Consider the following 21,999-nt stretch of genomic DNA (forward strand, 5'->3'; position numbering starts at 1 on the left):
CCCGACGGCACCACCCAGACCGTCGACCCCACCACCGGCACCACGACCACCACCACCCCGGACGGCACCACCACCACGACCGACCTGGGCAACCTCGACGGACTCAACAGCCGGGACGGAGTGCTCGACACCCCGACCGGGGGCAGCACGCAGCTCACCAGCGGCGGCAACCTGACCACCGACTTCCCCGACGGCGGGCACACCTCCTTCGACCCCGACTCCGGCGTGCTCACCACCACACACCCCGACGGCAGCGTCACCACCACCGACCTGGGCGACGGCACGACGGTGACCAACCCCGACGGCTCGGTCACCTCCCTGGACGACGACGGCAGACTGACCACGACCTTCCCCGACGGCACCACCCAGACCGTCGACCCCACCACCGGCACCACGACCACCACCACCCCGGACGGCACCACCACCACCGAGAGCCTGGGGCAACTGGGGAACCTCAACGGCCGGAACCAGCCGGGGAGTCCCGACGGCCTCGGCGACCTGGGCGACCTGGGCGACCTGGGCGACATCAAGCCGGACGTGACGACCGAGTCGATCGGCGACCTGGGTGACCTCAACACCGACTCGTCCGGTCTGGAGACCCCGACCGGTGGTCACGTCTCGCTCGAGGACGACGGCGACTTCGCCACCACGTTCCGCGACGGCAGCGAGAGCGTCTTCGATCCGGACAACGGCATGCTCACCACGACCCGGCCGGACGGCTCCACCACGACCACCGACCTCACCCACGGAGCGAAGGTCACCAATCCGGACGGCTCCGTCACGACCCTGGACAACGGCAGGCTGACCACCACCTTCCCGGACGGCAGCAGGCAGGTCATCGACCCGGACACCGGTGTCGCCACGGTCACCGATCCGCAGGGCCGCACCGAAACGGTCGATCTGCACGACCTCAATTCGCCCTCGACGTCCGGCCGTTCCGGCGTCCTCGACGGTCTGGACGACCTGGACGGCGTCGGCGGAGGCACCTCGACGACCTCCCGGGACGTGCCGTTGTCCGAGCTGGGGCTGGCGGGCGGCAGCGGATCGGCCACCAGCACCGCCACTCCCGGCGGTTTCTCCTCGACGGGCTCCTTCCCCGACGGCTCAGGGGTCGCTCCCCTGTCGGAAGGCGCTGCCGCGCCGCTCGCACCGGCCGCCACGGCCGGCGCCCCGGGCAGCCCCGGCATGCCCGGCAGTCCCGGCATGCCCATGGGCGGCATGGGCGGCATGGGCGGCATGGGCGCGGGCGGTGAGCGGGGAAACGGCGAGCGGGTGCGGGCCGTCCTGGTCGACGCGGCCGAGGAGAGCGAACGACGCAACCGCCGGCGGCGCAGCCCGTGGAACCGCCAGGAGGACGGCGACACCTTCCTCGCCCCCGCCTCCCGGGTGGCCACCACCGGCGGCGAGTCGCCGGAGGAGGAGACGCAACCCGGCCGCAGGCCGACCACGTCGGCCGACTACCTGGAGGAGGACGCGGACGTGTGGGGGACCGACGAGGGCGGCACACCGGCCGTCATCGGCCGATGACCGACGCGGAGCGACGTACGCCGAACGAGCCCGGCTTTGCGCCGGGACGGTCACCGGGCAAGATCAGCACCACGGTCGAGGGCCGGAGAGCCGGACGGGCAGGCGGCCGGACACCGGGCCACGTGAACGGATGCCACGGAGGAAGGGAGGGGCGAACATGACCGAGCCGCTGGAGAAGCGCCTCGAGCGGGCGATGGCAGAACTCCACGCCGCCCAGGAGGCGTTGTCCCGCACCGAACGCGAGCTGCGTGAGACGTCGTTCGCGGTCCTCTCCTCCGACCGCGCGGTCCGGGCGACCGTCGGACCGCAGGGCGAGCTGACCGGGGTCGAGTTCCTGGAGAACAAGTACCGCGACATGTCGCCGCAGGAACTGGCCGCCAGTGTCCTGGAAGCGGCGGGCGCGGCCCGCTTGAAAATGAACCGGCATGTGATGAAGGCGATGGCTCCCTTCACCGAGCCCAGCAGCAACGTGCCCGAGCTGAAGGGCTTCGAGGTCGACTGGGAGCGGATCTTCGGACCCGAGGTGCTGCGCGACGACGAGGAACCGGTACGCGGCGGCGAGCAGGGCCCCGCCTGGCGGGACGCGCTCGACGAGGACGGGGAGGACTGACGGTGGGACAGCGGTACTACGTGGATCCGCACCGCATCGAGGCCCTGGCCGGTCAGTTGGAGGAGATCGGTTCCCTGGCCCGGAGCATGACCGAGGAGTTCCTCGACGAACTGGCGCCCACGGTCGGCTGGCCCGGCACGGACGGGGAGTTCGCCGAGAAGGCCAGACCGCAGGAGCAGAAGGAACGGCAGACGACCAAGGACACCATGATGTCCATCCGGGACGCCCTGGTGGCCATCACCGACGCCACGGTCGGCCAGGTCCGGATGATGAAGGACACCCGCGACCGCAACATCGAGGGCATCGAGGAGCGCAACAGCCGGATCGAGACCGACGGACTGCACGGCGACGGAGGCCCGGCCGGCCATGGACGCCGCTGACCCCGGCACGACCGGTCGCTCCCGCACTCCTGCGGGAGCGGCCACCGCGCGCTGCCCCCGCACCCTTCGGGACGGCCGCGGATGAGCCTCCAGGCGTCACCCGAGGTCAACGCGATGATCTTCATCCTCACCGGGGAGAAGCTCATCGACGCCGACGAGGACCTCGCCTACGACAGCCGCAAGCCCTACTCCGGCCTGGGCCGCAAGCTCGACAGACTGTCCTCCCTCATCGACAAGTCGATCCACGACATCGCCGAGTCCATGCCGGACGACCTGTCCAAGTCGTACGCCAGGGCGATGGGCATGCTCGTCGACGACGGCGGCAAGAACTACCTGCGCGAGTTCGCCGAGCAGCTCGACAAGATCGCAGAGGGCCGGCGCAAGACCTCCATGGACATCATGGAGTCCAAGTGGCAGGTCATCGCCGAGGTGATCCGGCTGCTCATCGAGATCGCCATCTACCTCGCGATGTCCTTCTTCACGGGAGGCGCCTCGGCCAGCCAGATCATGATGGCCAAGCTGCGCAGCCGGTTCATGATCCTCACCACGCTCAGTCACCTGCTGCAGCGGCTGCACCTTGCGCCCTCCCTCACGGAGGCCTTCGCCGAGGCGTTCACCACCTTCGCGGTGCGGCTGGCGATGATGAACTTCGCCCCCGACGGCCGGCGTCCCGACCGCTTCGACTGGAACGACATCCTCAAGTCGGCCGCGTTCGGCGCCGCGGCCGGTTTCCTCACCAGCGTCTTCGACGACTTCGCGAGGAGCATCGTCAGGAGTTACGACAACAACTTCCTCAAGAACGGCCCCGACCTCGACTTCAAGAACAACCCGGGCCTGCGCGACCGCCCGGACGCCGACATCGGGCCGGGAGCGGGACCCCACCGGAACGACACCCCGGACACCCGCCCCGGCCCGGATCCGTCCCCGAAGGGCCCGGCCCCGCACCGCGACCTTCCGACGACCTTCCGCAACGATCCGCTGTCCTTCCGGAACAACCTCGACCTGTGGCGCAACAACCGGCTCCTGCGCGACAACGCCGACCGGCCCGGCGCGCTGGCCGGTCACTACGGCCTCAAGGGAGCTGCCGACTTCCTCGCCGCCGGCTCCGGCGAGGCACTCGCGGAAATACTGATCAAGGGTGCGTTCGACGGCGACTGGTCCACGAGCTGGTCCACCTTCGTCGGCGCGGGCATCAGCAGCCAGGTCGAAGCGACGCTCACGGACACGGCACTCAACACAGGCGCCGAACTGCGCCACGCCATCGACAAGTTGCGGCTTCAGCCGTCCACGGTGTCCGGCGGTGACACCGACTCCGGCAACCGGAACACCACCGACTCCCCACGTCCCGGGACCGGCGACGGGGCCGGCCGCACCGGTGACCCTTCGGACGGCGCGGGCGGCGACGGGGTCGCGCTCGCCCCTCCCCCGTCCGCCAGCCGGCAGACCACCGGTTCGAACGGTGTCACCGTCCCTTCGTCCCCGTCCGCCGACTTCTCCGCGGGCCCGCCCCCGCCGCTTCACACGACCTCGGACCCGCCGCCCTACGTCCCCGGCCCGCTGCCGGTGACGGCCGCGGAGAACGCGCTGTGGCAGCAGGTACACAGCGGCACACCCGAGACACGCGAGCAGGCGCTGCGCGACCTCGCCGCCGTCCGCGGCTCCCAGCCCCCCGGCACCACGGAGGTCGGGGTCCGCGATGCGCTGCACAGCAGCCTGGCGCAGCGTCCCGAGGTGCGGGTGGTGCCCACCGGGAACAGCCCGGCCGCACAGATCGACGCCGACGGCGTCCGCCGCGCTCTCGACTCCTTCGGCGTGCCGGTCACGGTGCAAGCGCCCCCGTCCGGTGACACCTCGGGCACGACGGACGTGCTCGGCAGCACGTCGACCGGCTCCCGGGCGGAGTCGGACCGAGGTCAGGAGGCGGCGGGTCCGGGTGTCGATCCCGGCTCCACCGGCTCTGTCGCGGCCGGAACGGGTCCGGGCAGCACCGCCGGTTCCGGCGGTTCCGACGCCAGGGCGGGCGGTGTGCCCACCGGAGGCACCGCGACGACACCACCGTCCTCCACGCAGTCACGGAGCGGCCTCCGTACGCCCGACGTATCGCCGTCTTCCCTCGACGGCTCGACCTCGCCGGACGCGGCGCGGTCGCCGGACGGAGACATTCCCGACGCGCGAGGCGTCCCCGGCGAGGCGGGCGGCACCGTCGAGGGGAAGCCCGACGCTGTCACCGGTCCGAGCACCGGCCCCGCCGAGGCGGCGCCCCTCACCGTCGTCGTGTCGCAGTCGCCGCCGCCGGCACAGGGGTCGCCCGAGGCCGCCGCGCTCCTGGACGGGGCCGGCACCGACCGGGCCGTCGTGCTCGGGCCGCCGCCGGCCCTGGTGGACGGGACGGCGAGTCCCGTACGCGCCGCCGTCGAGTTGACCCGCGAAGCGCCCGGCGAACCGGTCCGGGTACGGCCCCTCACCGGCCCGAGCGCCTCGGCGCCGAACGGCTTCACCGGCACGGGCGACACCGCCTTTCCCGGGTCCGACGTGCTGCTCCCACTCGCTGACGCTGTCGGTCCGCCTGCCTCCACCGGCCGCGCCTCCCGGCCCGCCACGGAGAGCGGCACGCCCCTGGACGCCTCGGCCGTCACGAGCGAGACCGGCACGACCGTCACGGAGGAGACCGGCACGAGCGTCGACGCCCCGGCCGTCTCCACCGAGACCCGCACGACCGTCGGCGCTCCGGCCGCCACGACCGAGAACGGCGCCGTCGTCGACGCGAAGCCGGTCAGGACGGAGTCGGCTCCCTCGGGTGCGGACCCGTCGTCCACCAAGGTGCTGTCCGAGGAGCCGCCCCCGGCACGCAGCGACGTGTCGCAGTCGGACACGCCCCTCGCCGTGCCGACCGCAGCCAAGCTCGCCACCCTGTCCCGACCGTGGGCCGAGCCGGCCACCGGCCTCCATCTGGAGTCGGGGGACGGGGGTGGCCCCTCCGGCGAGATCGGCGCGGGGACCGAACCGGGGACAGGACCGGGAACCGGCAACGGTGCCGCCAGCCCGGCCCCGCCCGAGCCCGAGCCCGAGCCCGCGCCCGCGCCCGCGCCCGTCACATCGGACGTCCCCTCGCCGGCGCCCCTCGGCGCGCCCCCACCGCAGGGCCGGGTGGTCGTGCGGCCGGTGGACGTCACGGGTGACGCCGGGTCCGGTCCCGCACGTCCCTACGGGCAGCCGGTCGTGACGACGCTGAGCGGCCACTCCGTCCCGGTCGCGCAGCTGCGGCGCTGGGTGCCCGAATCCACCGGGCAGTCACAAGCCGGGCGGGCGGTGCGGACGTTGACCGTCTCGCAGAGCGCCGCTGAGGACGGCACAGCCCACGGTGAGGGGCGGCGGGCGCTGCTCGGGCAGGACACGTACCGGGGGGTGCGCACCGTGTCCGCTCCGGGAACCGCCGAGGTGCCCTCGGCGCCGCCCAGGACCGTTTTCACCGGCCCGCCGACCGCGCTGCCGGGCTCCGGTACCGGGACGGGCGCCGACTACTTCGCCGGGCACGGCACCTCCCGTACCGTCACGCTCGGCACCGACGACTCCGAGCGTCCCACCGTGAAGGTGAGCGGGGTGCAGTTCGGCGAGGTCCTGAAGTCGTGGTCGGAGGACGGCGATCCGGACCGGCCGATCGTGTTGTTCTCCTGCGAGACCGGACGGCAGCCGGAGGTGGCGGGCCTGCCGGTCGCCCAGCACGTGGCGAACCGCACCCGGCGGCCGGTGTACGCGCCGACCACAGAGGCGGGCACGGCCCGGGACGGCGACGGCAACGTCCGCGCGGTGCTCACCGAGGGCTCGGACGGACCGGGCCGCTGGCGGTTGTTCACCCCGGAGCCGCAGGGCGCCGACCTCGACGACCTGGCGCGTGTCGCCGGTCTGCACGCCGGTCCGGAACCGGCCGACGCCTTCACCCGCGCCCGTACGCTCCAGCAGATCCGCACCCTGCGTGACGTCTTCGGCACCGACGCCGAACAGGACCCGGGGAACCACGAGTTGCTCGCCGGCCTCGCCCTGGTCGACAACCTGCGCTGGCTGAGTCCGAGCACCGCGGCCCGCTACGGCGACGGCCGGATGACGCCCGATCTGCTGCGCCGGATGGTCACCGATCGGGACACCACCCCGGACGGCACGACCGGTCCGGCAACCGGGGCCGGCCCCGGCCCCGAGCAGTACGCGCGGTTCCTGCGGGCCGCGGCCGGGCTGCGTTCCACCGCGGGCGCCGACGTCACGCTGGAGACCCTGCTGCCCCCACCGCCGCCCGTGCTCCCGCCGACCACCCTGGTCACGCCGCAGGACGTGCGGGGGCTGGCGTACGCGCCCTCCGCACAGATCACGTGGTCGCTCTCCGACACTCCGCTGCCGCTCTCCGAGCTGGCCCTGAGCCCGGAGGACAGCGCGGAACTCGCCCGCCGCAGGCCCGACCTCGTCCCGGCGGCCGGCAGGCCGGAAAGTCCCGCCGGGGACCTCACCCTGCTCGGCGGAGGCAGCGCCACGCCCGCCCGCGCGGACACGGTGCACGCGGACGGGAACACCTTCACGCGCCTGGAGACCCCCGGTGGCGGCAACTGTCTGTTCCTGGCGCTGCTGGACAGCGCCCGCAGTCAGGCGGTGCCTCCCGCGTGGGCCGCGCGGAACGTCGCCGGTCTGCGCGCACTGCTGCGCGACCGGATCCGGGGCACGGAGCTGAGCACGGCGGTGGCGACGGCGATCCCGGATCCCGTCTACGCCGTCGTGGACGACCTTCGGATGCGTGCCCTCGGGGGAGCGCGCGATGCCGGGGAGAGCGCCCGCATCACCGACGAGTGGAACCGCATCGCGCAGGAGGTCGTCACCCGCGGCGATGCCGACCGGTGGCGGCGGCTCCTCCGTGACAGCGACTACCCCCGCCTCGCCGACGTGGCGCCCACGCCCGCCGAGGCGCGGCGCCTCGGCTCGGGCGCCCTCGTCGCCGCGGCCGCCGAGCACCCCGGACTGTGGGCGTCCCCCTTCGCCGACCTGCTCCCGGAGGTCCTGGCCCACACCCTGGACCTGGACCTGCGGCTCGTACGGCCGCATCCGCAGTCGCCCGGCAGTCCACTCGTCACCTCGCTGCACCCCGGGGGCCGGAGCGGTGCGCTGTACCTCGCCTACAACGGCACCGACCACTACGACGCCCTGATCCCGGCGCCGGCCCCGCTCACCCCCGCGCCGGACCCGGCCGGCACACGGGACGGCCTCGCCGAGGACTCTCTGACCCCGGCTCCCCCGGCCCAGGACCCGGCCGTTCGGGACCCGGCCGTCCGGGACCCGTCGGTCCAGGACGGCGCCGTGCAGGACGTCGCCGCACAGGACCCGGACGTCGCCGCGGACTCCGGCACCCCCGACCGGGGTGACCCGGTGCCGCTGGAGACCCAGCTCGAACGGCACCGCCCGGCACGCGTGCTGACCGGCCAGGACGCGCCTGAGCCCGGACCGGCACCGCGTACCGTCACCTTCGAGGACGGCAGCCGGCTGCCCGCGGTCCTGATCAGCCCCGACGCCGGCCCCGAGGACGCGGCAGCGGGTGACCGGGTCCCGCGCACCCTCTCGTCCGGCCTCTTCACCGGCCCCGGCGTCCTCACGCTGCGTTCACCCGAGTCGGTCGCGCAGGAGATCCTCGGTGGGTTGCCGAGGAGCGTGCGGTCCCGGTTCGACGGGGCGGAGCTGCTGAGGATGCTGACGGATCATCCCGGTGCCTTCACCGCTCCGCGCGGTGCGCGGTTCGTGGGACGGGAGAAGTCCGGCGTCGGCCTGGAGATGACGGTCGAAGCCGTCCCCTACCACCGCTGGGAGCGTTTCGCCGACGTCGACGGCGGCACCACCCGCGTCGACACCATGCGGCGCGGGCAGGCGGGTACCGGCGGAGGGCGCAGCGTCGGTTTCGGGCGCCGGATCGCCGGTGCGCTGAGCATGGGTCCCCCGCTCAACTGGCTGCTGAAGATCGGTGTGTCGCTGGGCTGGACCCGCAGGACCGACTACACCCAGGGCACCCAGGCGTACCACCAGACCGAGTGGCGCGCGCACGAAGGCTCACACCTGCACCTGGACGACGTGTACTACCGGGTGCGCGTGGACCGCGTCACCGAGGCGCCGAAGGCCGACGGCCCGGTGGGTGGGGGCGGTCGCGACGGCGGGTCCGCGACGCCCGGCGCCCCGAGCACTCCGCGGCCCGACTGGCGGCGCACTCAGGTGCACGCCGGGGGCTTCGCCGTGCGGGACGGTCTCAGCTGGCGGCTGCCGGACGACCTCACCGTGCCCTTCAAGGGGCCGCGGCGCGCACCCCTGACCCTCACCTTCCCGGACGGGGCGGAGCCGCGGGTCACCGACGTCACCGGCCTGCACCTGGTCGACCCGCCGGAGGACCTGGGGCTGGCCGTCTCCGGTGCCAGGCCCGGGAGTTCGGCCCACCGCACCGTCGTGTCGTACGTCCGGCCGACGCGGCTGCTCGGCCTGTTCGGACGGATGACGGGCCCGGTCACCGGGCCCGAGCTGACCCGGGGCAGCGGCCGGCACCCGCTGGGGCACCTCATCGTGGAACGGTCGGTGCCGCACCGGGCCACTCTGGTCACCGAGTCGGTCAAGGCGGAGGTGCGCGACCTCACCCAGACCACCTACCAGAACGAACGCGGTCACGTCCGGGACACCCGCTTCGGCATCCAGGTCACCGCCGGACCGAACCACACCCTCGTCGGCCCGGAGACGGACGTGCGCCTCCAGGGCGGTCCGCTGGTGCGCGCCGACCTCACCAGCGGACGCGGCCACCACCTCGGTGCCGATGCGGCGCGCAAGACCACCGGCCGCGTCCGCAACCACCCGATGGCCCTGTACCGGGTCGAGCGCACCCTGATGGTGCGCATGCCCGGCGAGCCGGCGTCCGCGGCACGTCCGGTGCGGGTGGTCAGCCTCGACTGGATGTCCACGCAGGACGCGCGCCGGCTCGCGGGCTGGGACAGCCGCACGCCCGGCCGGACGGGCCCGGCCCCGGACGTCGAACCGCCGGTGCCCTGGTACCTCACCCGGGAGGACCCGGTCCACCTCGGGGGCCAGGTGCGGGCCGAGGGCTTCCGCCCCGACCACCCGCGCGGCGACCGGCCACAGGAACACCGCCCGGGCGGCGACCAGCCTCCGCGCGACGACCGGCCCGGGGATCAGGACCGGCCGAACCGGACCGGCCAACCGGCACCGCAGGACCCCCTGGGGGTCTTCACGGACACCGTCCTCGACACATTGCACCGCTCCTATCCCTCGCTGTTCGTCCCGCCGCTGATGCTGCGCCACCCGCGGCTGGCCAAGTTCTGGTACGGCGACGGGCGGATGCGGACCGCGCTGCACAACGACCGCCAGGTGCGGGAGGCGCTCAACCGGCCGAGCCTGGCGCAGAGTCTGGACGATCTGACCACCACCGGGGTGCCGGTCACCCTCACCGAGGACGGGAAGGTCCGGCGCGGCCACCACACCCTGATCCTCAGAGCGCGTCTGAGCGACCGGCGGTTCGAGACCACCATGAGCGAGCGGTCGCTGCGCAACGCGGTGATCGGCACCGAGGTCTCCGGTCAGGGGCAGCAGGCGTCCGTCACGCTCTCGGCCGGTGTCGAGCTGGGCGTTTCGCCGCGTGATCACGACAAGGTGCCCGAGGTGGGGCTGCCGCGCCGGACCGGCAACGTGACCGTCGGGGCCCGCTACGCCAGGACCGGCCAGAAGGCCACCCGCAGCACGGCCGCGGTCACGCACGACCACCTCACGTTCCAGAACGGCGCCGACCTGTACAGCTACCGGGTCGAGCTGGGCGCCACCTTCGAAGGACACCGCCGCCCCAGGGGCTGGGCGCGGCTCGCCTCGGTCGGCCTGCTCGGCGCGGGCGTCTTCGTCAGCAAGGTGGCGGAACGGCCGCTGTTCACCCGGGGAGCCGAGACCGTGGGCCGGGTGGAGCTGGCCGTCCCCGCGGCGCACGGCTCCCACCGCCACGCCCCCGCGGACCCACCGCCCGGCCGGTCGACGGCGCCGGCTGCCGTGCCCCCCGCGCAACGGCTCCCCTCCACCGAGGCCGATCAACTTCTGGACGGCACCCGCCCGTTGCCCAGGGTCGACTCGTCCGACCGGCGGCTCGCCGAGAGACTGCTGAGCGCGCCGCACGTGGTGCTCAGCATCGAGGGGGGTCCGCAGCGCCGGCAGCTCGTGCAGGACGTCGCGGACCGGGCCACCGGCTCGTCCTGGCACGTAGGGGCACCCGGCGCACCGGCCCGCACCGCTCTGCTCCGGGCCGCGGCGAACCTCAGCGTCGCGGGTCAACTCGGCCAGTTTCTGGGGCCGTTCGGTGCCCGCGTCGCCGGTCTGGCCGGCGCGGGTCCGCTCCAGACGCACTACCTCAAGGCCGCGATCCGCGGCGAGTTGTTCAACCTGCGGGTCAAGAGCGACCCCAAGCCCGCCAGTCTGGAAGCCACCATCGGCAACGAGCGCCGGGTCGTCGGCAGCGCGAGCACCGTCTCGCACGCCACGCTCGGCGTCCAGGGCGCCGGCATGCCGCTGCAGCAGGGCCCCGGCCGCGAGGCCGTGACGGGCACCTACTCGACCGCCCTGCAGTACGCCTGGGGCCGGGGCCGCAGCATCTCGCAGACCCTCACACGAGGCCGCAACACCACCCTCACCTTCGCCGGGCGCATGTACCTGGTGGTCGCCGACACCGCCGAGACCGTCGCGGTGCGCGACCGCTGGACGGCCGCGATGGGCACGGCGGGGACCCGCGCCGGGGCCCGGATCAGCGCGGCGGCCGGGCGCCTGTCGGAGCACCTGGGCCGCCGCCTCGCACCCCGGCGAGCCGCCGCCGCGCTGCAGCGCGTCCGGGACGCGGTGATGTTCCACCTGCCCATGCAGGACGTCATCGAGGCCGGGCTCGCCCCGGACGGCCTGGGCAACGCCACCCCGCGCAACCTCGGCGGCGGCTACCGCGTGCCCGGCTTCCTGCGCGGCCGGCGTTTCCCCACCCATCCCAGCGGCCGGCTCGACGCGAGCCGCGCCGCGCGGCAACTGCTGGGGCAACTGGAGGGGATCGGGGTGCCCTCGCACGACCGGGAGCAGGTCCTGCAGCGCCTCTCGCCCGACTTCCTGCGCGCTCATCTGCACGAGCTGACGACCGACGGGATGACCCTGCCGGTGCGCCACCGCGCCTGGACGCGACCCCACCACCTGCCGGCCGGCGGCAGCCCGGGTCAGCTGCACTTCCGGCTGACCCCTGTCACCACCACGGTGGAGAGGCTGCGCACCGGATTCGAGCTGGAGGACTACCGCGCCATCGCCCGGGACAACGCCGTCACCGCGTCACAGGACCGCGGTGCCGACGTGACGCTCGGCGTCAGCGAGCGCGCGGCAGCCGGCAGCGGCGGCGTCCTCACGGCCAGTCCGTCGCTCCAGGGCACCGCCGCCAAGCAGCGGTCGAGCGCCCGGACCGAGACGAACGGCAGCACCGCGATGCCCAACATCGCCACCACGCAGGCGCACGCCGAGATCGTCACCGGTTACGTGCTGACCGTCTCCATGACCGACGCGACCGGCGTACCGCTCGCCCCCCGGGTCGGGGCCTCGGTCGGCACCCTCAACGAGATGCTCCCGGTCAGTCTGCTCACCCCGGACGGCGACGGCGCGGACAGCGCCTTGACCGAGCAGGACGTGCCCGAGCCGGAGCGGGCGGTCCGGCTGCTCACCGCGGAGCAGGCGCGGCCCGAGGGCATCGCCGCGTGGCGCACGTCCGGCGACGGCACCGCCGGACCCGCCCGCCCGCGAAGCACCGGCTCCCGGACCCGCGGGGCGAACACCGCGCCCCCGGACACCGCCGACTCCGACGTCCTGCCCTTCGACGACCGGATCGGCTCCGGGATACTCGCCGTGGACATCGTCGGCGCGGCCAACGTGCAGGACGGCCTCACACTCGCCACCGCCCGCGCGGACGGTCTCGGCGACGGCGACCTCGGCCGGCGGCACAGCGGACACGTCCTCGCCGAGCGTGTACGCATGGCCCGGCTCACCCCGCTCACCGGCCTCGGTACGGCCCCCGGCCAGGCGCAGCAGGAGGCCACGTCCCAGGGCGGCCTGACCGCCGGGTTCCGGGAGGCGCTCGGCCCGAACGGCTCGGTCCTGCCCACGCAGTCCTCGGCGCGCCTCTTCGGCCAGTCCCACACCGCCGACTCCCGCCTCTACGCGAAGATGCACCGCACCGGGGCCCGGCTGCTCGCGGTGGAGAACAAGCCGCGCATGGAGGCCATGCAGCGCCGTAAGACCTCCGACGCGCTGGAGGCCGGCATCACGGACAACGTCGAGGGCGCGGTGGGCACGTCGCCTCTGGCGGGCAACAGCAACGCCGGCGTGACCAACCCCGGCGCCACGCTCCCGATCGGGGGCGCCAACGACAACACCGCCCTCAAGGGCGCCACGGACACCACGCTCGGCACCCACCTCAAGGTCGTCACCGACCGCAGCATGCTCTTCGCGCTGCCGGTGAGCTGGCTGTCGGTCGCCGAGGTGCACCACCCGTTCACCGACAGCGGGCCGCTGCACGCCCTCGGCAAGGCCAGGCGCGGACCGCGCGCCGCGGAGGCGCGGACGACCGCCCTGGTCTGGCTGCGCGAGGACATCGCCCGGGACTACGGCCTCCTCGACGACACCACCTTCCCCGACGAGGTCGCCGCCGCCTGGGACGACCTGGCGAGGGCGACGGCCGACCTCGCCACGGCCGAGCAGCGCTACTACGACGCCCGGGCGCGCGCCCGTGACACCTGGCTGGACCTGACCCCGCAGGAGCAGAGGGCACTCGGGTCCCCGACCGCGGCGTCGGGAGCGGTGCCCGGGTCACCGGCCGTGGAGGCGTGGCAGGCTGCCCGCACGGAGGTCCGGCTGTGGGAGCAGCGCACGGAGGCCGCCGCCGCGGACCACCACCGTCTGCACCTGGCCGCCACGCGCCTCACCGCCCACCACCGCAACCCCTCCGCCGTGCCGGCACCGGACCGGCGGCAGCAGTACACCGCCCCCGCGTGGCGCTCCGAAGCGCCCCAGCCGTACACCGTCACGGATTCCGCCGGCTCCGGGCCGCGCACCCTCACCTCTCCCGACGGTGCCACCGTGCGCGAAATCCACGACGTGCCGCACGACGGAGCCTCGTTCTTCCACGCCCTGCTCGCCGTCGCCCGGGACCGGGGCCGGCTGCCCCACCTGCTCGGCACCGATCTCGCCGGCCGCTTCACGGCCGGTCCCGGCAACCCCGCGGTCACCGCCGAGGCCATCGGCACCGCCCGCGACCGGCTGGCCTGGGAACTGGGCGAGGACGGCAACGCGGACCTGCTCGACTCACTCGCACTGGACGCGGCCGACACGTTCACGCAGGACGAAGTCGACGCGGCGGGCGTGCGGTTCACCCCGGCCCAGCAGGCGGAGTTCGAGGCCTTCGGACGGCTCCCGGAGACCTTCTGGCCCACCCCCGAGCAGCGGATGGCGCTGGCCCTGACCGCCCTGGCCCGGCCGTTCGCGAGCGAACCGCGCCAGGACACGGCGGTGTACCCGGACGGCGATCGTGCCCGGCCCGGACGTCGCGCCGGTGACCACGGCGGCGCGGATCTGCTGCCCGCCCTCGCCGCCCGGGTCATGGGCACCCCGGTGACCGTGGTCACCGGCGAGGGCCGCAGTCAGCTGTTCCTGCCGCACGGCGGCGACCCGGCCGCCGTACGCCCCGCGACCGACCCGGTCCTCTTCGCCGCCGGCGACTTCTTCCACGCGGCGCTCCCGCCGGGCACCCCGCCCCCGCTCACCACCCCTCTCCCGCCTCCCGGCGACACCACGACGGTCGCGGAAGCCGGCGGCTCGCCTGCGGCGACCACGAGCCGCACCGGTACGCCCGGCCGGCAGTCCGCGCGCCCCAGCCACACCACCCCGCCGTGGACGCCTCCCACCGGCGGCAGCGGCCCGCGCTACCGGCTCGACCGGAACGGCGTCCTCACCGCACCCGACGGCGCCACCTACACGCAGGGCATCCCGGCCGGTCGTGGCAACGGCTTCTTCGGCGCGCTGTCCACCGCCCTGCGCCAGGCGGCCGCGCAGCCCGGTCTGCACCACCGCGAGGCGGCGCGCCTGCGCACCCGCGCCGGGGTCACTCCCGCCCAGCTGATGCGGCTGAACGGCCTCCCGGGCCGACCCGCCGAGCGCCGGGCGCTCTTCACGCCCCCGCCCCTGCGCATCCGGCCGGGCGCACCCGAGCCGAGCCGTGAGGCCCTCGACGGTCACCTGCGCCGTCATCTCGCCGAGGCGCCGTGGGGGCCGGAGGCCGACCGTGCGGTGGCCGAGTGGGCGGCCGCCGCGACGGGGACGACGATCACCTTCGTCGAGGAGAACGGCACCGCGCACACCTACGCAGGTCCCTCCACCGACGGCCCCCACCTGCGGCTGCGACGCCGAGGAGGCGACGTCGTCCCCCTCCTCCCGCGCACCCCGGCCCCCGCGCGCACGAGCGGCGGCGAGGCGCCGCACCTCGGGGACGAGGACGAGGCGTACGAGCTGAGCACCCTGTCGGGCAACGACACGGGCCCGGACGCCGCCGTGGCCACGGGCACGCAGCCCGCCGCCGCGCAGCCGGTCCTGCGTCCCTTCAAGCTGGGCAACTTCGAGTTCACCAACCTGAACCAGACGGACGACTACCTCGACAAGGCCGTCCGCATCATCGAGCTGCTCGACGAACACGCCACCATCAAGGACTACATCGGCGACCGCACCGTCCGCATCACCCTCCAGCTGCGCACCACCGAGACACCCGCCGACGTCGTCGACCGCGGCGACGACGGCGTCGACATCAACCTCGCCAGCTACTACTTCGAGAAGTACGGCACCGGCTACATCATGGGCATGCTCGCCCACGAGATCGGCCTGCACCCCCTCGCCTCCCGCAACGGCAACATCCCCGACGAAGAGGCCATGTTCCAGGGCGTCCCCCTGACCGTCCCCGGACTCAGCGACCTGAAGACCCCGCGCACCATGAACACCGAAGGCGCAGGCCAGGCCGACCACATCATGGCCGCCTTCCCCAGCAGCACCCGGCACCGCGTCTACCGCGACATCGTCATCGACATGGCCCGGGTACTCGCACACCGGGCACGGGTGGGCGTACCGGGAGCGAGGTCCCAGGACGTCACCGACCTGTTCGACACCTACCTGATGGACCTCGCCTCCATCGCCGTCACCGGTGACCACCGGCTGAACGCGGTCAGGGAACCCAACTACACGGCGAGGGCGTACAACGCCTACAAGGACCTGCTCAGCACCCGGTTGGGCGACGACCCGGCGCTCCGCGGCCTTCTGCCGTCGAACAAGACCCTGTTCGGCGTCGCCCGGTCGTTCACCCAACTAGCCACCAGCATCGCGACGAACAACCGCGGCGACAGCATCCAGCAGCCCGCGGTCCCGGCGCAGACCACCCCCGGCGAGGCGCACCCGCGGCTGCCGGGGAACCACCGCGACCCCGCGTCGCAGCCGCACGCACCCAGGACTCCGCAGCCACGGGGCACCGTCGACCGCCGCCCCCGGTTCGTGGTCCGCTCGGGCTTCGACGCACGGCGGTTCACGTACGACGGCGAGCCGGTCACCGACCTCACGGTGCGCGTCGCCCTGCGCGGGGTGGAGGAGCAGACCGCCCGGGTCCTCGCTCGACTCCGCGGCGGAGTGGAGGAGTTCCTCAACGCCCCCGGCTACCGGCTGCCCAACGGCGACCGGCTGCACGTCACCGTGGAACCCGTCGACGCCACGGGCACGGACGCCGGCGCCCCGCACCTGACCGTGGACGTGACGGACCGGGACCGGACGATGGACCAGGTCACCTGGTGGGCCGATGCCGCTCCGGTGCAACTGGTGCACGAACTCACCCATCAGCTCGGCCTGCGCGACGAGTACCGTGACGCCGGCACCCCGCACCGCCCGCACATCCTCGGCAGCCTGCTCGGCGGTCTCGAGGAGGCTCCCGAAGATCCCTCACTCGCTCCCGCCGGCCTGCGTGACCGGCACCTGGCCCTCCTCGGCGCCCTCATCGGCGAGGTGACCCCGGCCGCAGCTCCGCCCGGCGGTGACCGGGCCGCCCCGGACTGGGCGACGGCCCGGCGTGGCGCCACTCCCGCACTCCGCGAGTCCGTGTGGGTCGATCCCGTCTCGCTGCCCCGGTCCGCCGACAGCACGGCCCGGGCCGATGTCCCCGCCCCCATGCCGCAGGAGACCGATCCGGCGCCCACCGTCTCCGAGCCGGTTCGCTTCAAGCTGGGCAACTTCGAGTTCACCAACCTGAACCAGACGGACGACTACCTCGACAAGGCCGTCCGCATCATCGAGCTGCTCGACGAACACGCCACCATCAAGGACTACATCGGCGACCGCACCGTCCGCATCACCCTCCAGTTGCGCACCACCGAGACACCCGCCGACGTCGTCGACCGCGGCGACCACGGCGTCGACATCAACCTCGCCAGCTACTACTTCGAGAAGTACGGCACCGGCTACATCATGGGCATGCTCGCCCACGAGATCGGCCTGCACCCCCTCGCCTCCCGCAACGGCCGGATCCCCGAGGAGGAGGAGCTCTACCGGGGCATGCCCCTGCTCGTCCCGGGACTCGAGACCCTGAAGACACCCCGCTTCATGAACACCGAAGGAGCCGGCCAGGAAGACCACGTCATGGCCGCCTTCCCCCACACCATCCGGCACGGCGTCTACCGCGACATCGTCATCGAGATGGCCCGGGTCCTCGCCCATCGCGCGCGGGTGGGCGTACCGGGAGCGAAGGCGAAGGACGTCACCGACCTGATCGACACCTACCTCATGGACCTCGCCTCCATCGCGGTGACGAACGACCACCGGGCGAAGGCGATCCTGGACCCCGGTTACACGGCGCGGGCCTACAACGCCTACAAGGAGCAACTGCTCCAGCGCCTCCCGCAGGACAGCCCCGTCCGTGCCCTGCTGCCCGCCGACAAGGGGAGGTTCGGCGTCCTCGGCGACTTCGCGCAACTCGCCACCGCCGTCGGCACCAACAACCGCGGCGACAGCATCCAGCGGCCCGCTCAGCAGACCCGGACCCCGGCTCCCGCCGGTGAGGCACGGCCGCGACTGCCCCACGCCGACGGAGAGGCGGCCGCCACCGTCCCGCCGCGCATGCCGCAGGCCTCCCAGCCCACGCCCCCGGCTCCGGGCCCGGTCCTGGCACCCTTCAAGTCGGGGAACTTCGAGTTCACCAACCTCAAGCACACCGACGAGAAGTACCGCGACAAGGCCGTCCGCATCATCGAGCTGCTGCGCAGGCATGCCACGATCCGGGACTACGTCGGCGACCGCACCGTCCGCATCACGCTCCACCTGCGCACGACCGAGACACCTGCGGACGTCGTCGACCGCGGCGACGACGGCGTCGACATCAACCTCGCCAGCTACTACTTCGAGAAGTACGGCACCGGCTACATCATGGGCATGCTCGCCCACGAGATCGGCCTGCACCCCCTCGCCTCCCGCAACGGCAACATCCCCGACGAAGAGGCCATGTTCCAGGGCGTCCCCCTGACCGTCCCCGGACTCAGCGACCTGAAGACCCCGCGCACCATGAACACCGAAGGCGCAGGCCAGGCCGACCACATCATGGCCGCCTTCCCCAGCAGCACCCGGCACCGCGTCTACCGCGACATCGTCATCGACATGGCCACCCTCCTCGCCGAGGAGGCGCGGGCAGGGGAGCAAGGCGCCAAGGCCCAGGACGTCACTGACCTCGTCGACACCTACCTGATGGACCTCGCCACGATCGCCCTCACCAACGACCGCCGCAAGGACGCGGCCTGGGAACCCCGTTACACGGCGAGGGTCTACAACGCCTACAAGGAGCAGTTCGCCGCGCGGCTGGCGGACGACAGCCCGGTACGGGGGATGCTGCCGCCGGACAAGAGCTGGTACAACGTCACCAACAACTTCCTCGGGCTCGGCGCCAGCCTCGCGTTCAACAACCAGGGCGACAGCATCCAGACTCCCCCGCCGGGACGGAGCACCGGCACCACGGGCGAGACCCGGCCCCGGCTCCCCGACACCGGCGGTGACCTCACCCAGCCTTCTCCTGGATCTCCGCAAGCCCGCAGGCCTCTGGACCGCCGCCCCCGGTTCGTCGTCCGCTCGGGCTTCGACGCACGGCGGTTCCTCTACGACGGCGAGCCGGTCACCGACCTGACCGTGCGCGTCGCCCTGCGCGGCACGGCGGAGGAGAAGTCGCGGGTCCTGGACCGCCTCCGGGCGGGCGTGCACGAGTTCCTCAACTCGCCCGGTCATCTGCTCCCCGACGGTGACCGGCTGCACGTCACCGTGGAACCCGTCGATCCGTCCGGCACGGGCGCGCAGGCCCCCCATCTGACCGTGGACCTGGTCGACCGGGACCGCGCCATGGACCAGAACACCTGGTGGACGGACGCCGAACCCGTCCAGCTGGTGCACGAGCTCACCCACCAACTCGGCCTGCGCGACGAGTACCGCGACACCGGCACCCCGCACCGCCCCCACGTCCCCGGCAGTCTCCTCGGCGCCCTGGACGAGATCCCGGAGGACTCCTCCCTCCCCGCCGCCGGTCTGCGCGGCCGCCATCTCGCCCTGCTGCAGGCCCTGATCGGTGACGTGACGCCGCAGCCCCGCCAGGGTGACGAGGACACCGATCGGACGTGGGCGGAGGCGCGCACCGGCACCCCGCCGGTCCCGCGCACCTCCCTCTGGGTGGACCCGGTCTCCCTTCCCGACGTGGATCCCCTCGCCGAGGGCACGCCCGCCACCGAGGTCCCGGCCCACATGCCGCCGAGCACGGACCCGGCACCGGCCGGCACGCAGCCGACCCTCACACCCTTCAGGTCGGGGCACTTCACATTCACCAATCTGAAGCACACCGACGAGAAGTACCGCGACAAGGCGGTCCGGATCATCGAACTGCTCGGTGACCACCCGACCATCCGGTCGTACGTCGGTGACCGCCCCGTGCGGATCACCCTGCACCTGCGCACGACCGAAACCCCGGCCGACGTGCGCGACCTCGGTGCCGAGGGCGTGCAGATCAACCTGGCCAGCTACTACTTCGAGAAGTACGACATCGGCTACATCATGGGCATGCTCGCCCACGAGATCGGCCTGCACCCGCTCGCCTCCCGCAACGCGGAGATCGCCGAACAGGAGGAGGCGTACCGGGGCATGCCCCTGACCGTGCCGGGACTGACCGATCTGCGGCCCCCGCGCACGATGAACACCGACAGCGCGGGGCAGGCCGACCACATCATGGCCGCCTACCCGCGCACCGTTCGGCACGGCATCTACCGCGACATCGTGCTGCAGATGGCCGACCTGCTCGCCGAGGCCGCGCGCGCCGGCGTGGAGGGAGCCAGGCCGAGGGACGTCACCGACCTGATCGACACGTACCTGATGGACCTGGCCTCCATCGCGATCACCAGCGACTACCGGATGAACGCGGCGAAGGAACCCGGCAACACCGCCAAGGTCTACAACGCCTACAAGGCCCTCCTCGTCGAGCACATGGCGGAGGACAGCCCGGCCCGTGCGCTGCTGCCGCCGGACAAGGGGATGTTCGGCGTGATCCGGGACTTCGCGCAGCTCGCGACGAGCATCGCGGCCAACAACCGCGGGGACAGCATCCAGCAGCCCGTCAGACCTGAGGAGGCGCGCCCGCGGCTGCCGCAGGGTGACGGAGTCCGGCACCCGGTCGAGCGAACTCCGCACCAGCCGGTTCCGGTGGCGCCCCCGCAAGGCGGCCCACGGGACGACCGGCCCCGCTTCGTGGTGCGTTCCGGCTTCGACGCGCGGCGGTTCGTCCATGACGGCGAGCCGGTCACCGACCTCACCGTCCGCGTCGCCCTGCGCGGCCTCGATGATCAGGGTTCCGAGGAGCAGGTGTCCCAGGTGTTCCACCGGCTCCGCGGCGGGGTGGACGACTTCCTGAACACTCCTCCCTACCGCTTGCCGAACGGCGACCGGTTGCACGTCACCGTGGAACTCGTCGATCCGGCCGACACGGGCGCGAAGGCCCCCCATCTGACGGTGGACCTGGTCGACCGGGACCGCGTGATGGACCAGAACACCTGGTGGACGGACGCCGAACCCGTCCAGTTGGTGCACGAGCTCACCCACCAACTCGGCCTGCGCGACGAGTACCGCGACTCCGACGCCCCGCACCGCCCCCACATCCCCGGCAGTCTCCTCGGCGTCCCGGACCGGGCTCCCGAAGACACCTCGCTGCCCACCGCCGGTCTCCGCGACCGGCACCTGCACCTCCTGGACGCCCTGATCGGTGACGTCGCTCCCGGGGCGAGCCGGGCATCCGGCACGACCTGGGACGCGGCGCGGCTGGACGCCACGCCCGCGCCCCGCGCCTTCGTCTGGGTCGACCCGGTGTCCCTTCCCACGCCGCGCCGGAAGCAGGACGACAGCGGAACGCTCACCGGAGCCGGTGGGGACACCGGGGTGCCCACCACGGTTCCCGCCCGGATGATGACCGACACGGCACCCTCCGCTGCGCCCGTCCTCGTCCCGTTCACGTCGGGCGCCTTCGAGTTCACCAACGTCAAGCACACGGACCCGAGGTACCGGGACAAGGCGGTCCGGATCATCGAGCTGCTCCGGACGCACGACACCATCCGCGGTTACCTCGCCGGCCGCCCGTGCCGCATCACCCTGCTGGTGCGGACCACGGAGACTCCCGCCGACGTGCGCGACCTCGGTGCCGAGGGCGTGCAGATCAACCTGGCCAGCTACTACTTCGAGAAGTACGACATCGGCTACATCATGGGCATGCTCGCCCACGAGATCGGCCTGCACCCGCTCGCCTCCCGCGACACGGGCATCCCCGACGAGGAGTCGATGTTCCAGGACATTCCGCTGCCGGTGCCGGGCCTGGCGGATCTGGCCGAGCCGCGCACGATGAACACCCGGGGCGCCGGGCAGGCCGACCACGTCATGGCGGCCTTCCCCAGCAGCACCCGGCACCGCGTCTACCGCGAGATCGTGGTCGAGATGGCCGAGATCCTCGCCCGTCAGGCGCAGTCGGGGGAAGAGGGCGTGCGAGCCGCGGACGTCACGGACCTCTTCGACTGCTTCCTGATGGACCTCGCCTCCATCGCGGTCACGAACGACTACCGGATGAACGCGGCGAAGGAGCCCAACTACACGGCGAGGGTCTACAACGCCTACAAGGACATGCTCCGTACACGTCTGTCGGACGAGGCATCCCTGCAGGCGCTCCTGCCGACGAACAAGACCCTCTTCGGCGTGATCAACGACTTCCGCCGGATCGGGACGTACATGGCGATCAACAACCGGGGCGACAGCATCCAGCAGCCCCGGACGACCTGAGCCGAGGGGCGCCCGTTTCGCGCTCCGGTCCCGCCGGCGATCCGG

The 21,999-nt window shown here is 73.2% G+C and carries 3 protein-coding genes and 1 pseudogene; all 4 read left to right on the forward strand.

All coding sequences use genetic code 11. The features are described 5' to 3' along the window. Nucleotides 1-1,527, forward strand: a pseudogene (locus Q5694_RS12800) (AAWKG family protein); the annotation flags it as partial. 157 nt (nucleotides 1,528-1,684) lie between these two features. After that, a complete protein-coding gene (locus tag Q5694_RS12805) occupies nucleotides 1,685-2,137 on the forward strand; it encodes a YbaB/EbfC family nucleoid-associated protein (RefSeq protein ID WP_333932953.1) in 453 nt (150 codons plus the stop codon). Nucleotides 2,138-2,139: 2 nt separating this feature from the next. Continuing rightward, nucleotides 2,140-2,517 carry a hypothetical protein gene (locus tag Q5694_RS12810; RefSeq protein WP_333932954.1) on the forward strand — a complete coding sequence of 126 codons (378 nt, stop codon included), beginning with the start codon at nucleotides 2,140-2,142 and terminating at the stop codon, nucleotides 2,515-2,517. Nucleotides 2,518-2,598: 81 nt separating this feature from the next. Then, nucleotides 2,599-21,954 (forward strand): WXG100-like domain-containing protein, encoded by a 19,356-nt coding sequence (locus tag Q5694_RS12815; RefSeq protein WP_333932955.1) that lies wholly within the window; start codon nucleotides 2,599-2,601, stop codon nucleotides 21,952-21,954. The last annotated feature ends 45 nt before the right edge of the window (nucleotides 21,955-21,999 follow it).

The organism is Streptomyces sp. AHA2 (assembly GCF_036857595.1).
Lineage (GTDB): Bacteria > Actinomycetota > Actinomycetes > Streptomycetales > Streptomycetaceae > Streptomyces.

Excerpts from the sequence above, each read along its gene's own strand:
- Q5694_RS12805 (WP_333932953.1), top strand. The coding sequence starts at position 1,685 with ATGACCGAGCCGCTGGAGAAGCGCCTCGAGCGGGCGATGGCAGAACTC.
- Q5694_RS12815 (WP_333932955.1), top strand. The coding sequence starts at position 2,599 with ATGAGCCTCCAGGCGTCACCCGAGGTCAACGCGATGATCTTCATCCTC.